This is a genomic window from Lutibacter sp. (assembly GCF_013139515.1).
Classification (GTDB): domain Bacteria; phylum Bacteroidota; class Bacteroidia; order Flavobacteriales; family Flavobacteriaceae; genus Lutibacter.
Window position 1 is genome coordinate 1 of record NZ_WTAR01000147.1, and the last position, 2,804, is coordinate 2,804.

The window sequence follows — 2,804 nt, forward strand, 5'->3', positions numbered from 1 at the left end:
GGATCCATCCACGTAAATAGATGATTCATATGTAGTGACGAAAGCACAAAAAATACAAATAATAAAATTGCACCAACGGGTAAATAAGCCGCAATTCCTTCCATAACTCTAAACAAAACAATTGACCAACCTGCCTGTGCAGCATGTTGAATTGCGTAAAAAGCCAAGGTTCCTAAAGAAATCATAAAAAAGAAAAACAAGGCAACATATAAAGCTGACCAAGGTTTGTTTTGTAATAAATGTAATACGTGTTCTGCATGTGCGTCATCTGAATGTGATTCAGTTTCTACAGCAGAAGCATGTGTGTCATTTTCATGAGTAGCTTCAGCTTCACCATGTGTGTTATGACTTTCTTGTAACATGACTTTAACATCTTCTACAGTACTTGGTGCAGATAAAAATCCATAACCAACTCCTAATAGCCCAATAATCATTAAAGCAAATGAGAATGTTTTTAATTTACTTGAAAATGTATACATATTCTTAAATTCTATCTTTGTAAAAGTGTTATTTTAATAAATCTGTTCTTAACTGCTCAACATACATGGTGGTTTTCCAACGTTCTTTAGCTGTTAATTGAGAAGCGTGTGAGCCCATCATATTTCTTCCAAACATAATAACGTGGTAGATACTACCTTCATTAATGTCTCTGTCTTTATAATTAGGAACTCCTAAAAACTTTTCTCTTTCTACCAATATACCATCTCCAGCTCCTGTTTTACCATGACAAGCTGTGCAATAAATTGTGTACATTTCTTTACCATTTTCTAAATTAGCTTCATTCACCTCTAAAGGGTTTTTTGAATCTAATTTAGCAGCTTCATACCCTTCATTTGTATTGTCATAATCATAAGGTACTTGTCCACGGGCTATAGTTCCATCAACTGGGAGTTGAGTTGTCATACCGTTTGCAAAGTTTGGATTGTTTGAATATGTTTCATATCCAACAGACTTATACATATCTGGCATATATTGATAATTTGGCGTTGTTTTATCACTCCAACAAGATGTTAGTGTGAATATAAAAGCCAATGCTATTGTTAATTTTAAAATGCTTTTCATTTTAATTAATGCTTTTCAGTTACTTTAATTTCAACTGTTCCTGTTTTTTCTAAAAACGAAACTAATTCAGTTTCATTTCCATCAACAGAAACTTCCATTACAAACATATCGTCTGTAGTTCTTGGATCAGGGTTTTCAGCTTTTTTAAATGGCCATAATTTACTACGCATATAAAATGTTATTACCATTAAATGCGCTGCAAAAAATACGGTCATTTCAAACATAATTGGTACAAATGCTGGCATATTTTGTAAGAATGTGAAACTTGGTTTACCACCAATATCTTGCGGCCAATCTTGAATCATCATGTAATCCATCATCCAAATAGAAAATGCTAAACCAACACAGCCATACATAAATGCTGTAATTGCAATACGTGTCCCTTTTAACCCCATTGCTTTATCTAAACCATGTACTGGGAATGGAGTATAAACCTCTTCTATATGATGATTTGCTGCACGTGTTTCTTTAACAGCATCCATAAGGATATCGTCATCATTATACATTGCTTGTATTACTTTATTACTCATGATTTCCGTCTCTTAATTTTTTAAAATGTTCACCTGATGACTTCAAAATAGATTTAACCTCGGCTTGTGCAATTACAGGGAATGTTCTAGCGTATAATAAAAATAATACGAAGAAAAAACCAATTGTTCCAACATAAATTCCAATATCAACAAATGTTGGTGAGAACATTGTCCAAGATGATGGTAAGTAATCTCTATGTAATGAAGTTACAATAATCACAAATCTTTCAAACCACATTCCAATATTTACAATTATTGAAATAAAGAATGAGAACATAATGCTTGATCTTAATCTTTTAAACCACATTAACTGAGGTGAAAATACGTTACAAGACATCATTATTAAATATGCCCACCAGTAAGGACCGGTTGCTCTATTTAAAAATGCATATTGTTCGTATTCAACTCCTGAGTACCAAGCTATAAATAACTCAGTAATATAAGCACAACCTACAATTGAACCTGTAATCATAATTACAATGTTCATCAATTCAATATGTTGTTCTGTAATATATGCTTCTAGGTTTGATACTTTTCTCATAATAATAAGCAAGGTATTTACCATTGCAAATCCTGAGAAAACTGCTCCTGCCACAAAGTAAGGAGGGAAAATTGTTGTATGCCACCCTGGTATAACTGAAGTAGCAAAATCAAACGATACAATTGTATGCACTGAAAGTACTAATGGTGTTGCTAAACCTGCTAACACTAAAGATACTTCCTCAAAACGCTGCCAGTCTTTCGCTCTACCTGTCCAACCAAAACTTAATAAGCTGTATATTTTTTTCTGAAATGGTTTTACTGCTCTATCACGTAACATTGCAAAATCTGGTAATAAACCCGTCCACCAGAAAACTAATGATACTGATAAATACGTTGATATTGCAAAAACATCCCATAATAATGGAGAGTTAAAATTTGTCCAAAGTGTACCGAATTGATTAGGAAGTGGTAATACAAAATGTGCATTCCAAACACGTCCCATATGAATCACTGGAAATAACCCTGCTTGTACAACGGCAAAAATTGTCATTGCTTCTGCTGAACGGTTAATACCCATTCTCCATTTTTGACGGAATAATAACAGTACTGCGGAAATAAGTGTACCAGCATGACCAATACCTACCCACCATACAAAGTTGGTAATATCCCAAGCCCAACCTACGGTTTTATTTAATCCCCAAACTCCAATTCCTGTTCCAATAGTGTATA

3 protein-coding genes and 1 pseudogene are annotated in these 2,804 nt (G+C 33.6%); all 4 read right to left on the reverse strand.

Going from position 1 to position 2,804, the window contains the following annotated elements; translation table 11 throughout:
- A pseudogene (locus GQ540_RS12620) lies at window positions 1–479 on the reverse strand (quinol:cytochrome C oxidoreductase); the annotation flags it as partial.
- Between the two features lie 28 nt (window positions 480–507).
- On the reverse strand, window positions 508–1,062 hold the full coding sequence (locus GQ540_RS12625) for a cytochrome c (RefSeq protein ID WP_291801684.1): 555 nt from the start codon (window positions 1,060–1,062) through the stop codon (window positions 508–510).
- Between the two features lie 5 nt (window positions 1,063–1,067).
- A complete protein-coding gene (locus GQ540_RS12630; RefSeq protein WP_291801688.1) occupies window positions 1,068–1,592 on the reverse strand; it encodes a DUF3341 domain-containing protein in 525 nt (174 codons plus the stop codon).
- Window positions 1,585–2,804: NrfD/PsrC family molybdoenzyme membrane anchor subunit (gene nrfD, locus GQ540_RS12635; protein WP_291801691.1), on the reverse strand; the 1,220-nt coding region annotated here is incomplete at its 5' end. The genes GQ540_RS12630 and nrfD, both read right to left, overlap by 8 nt.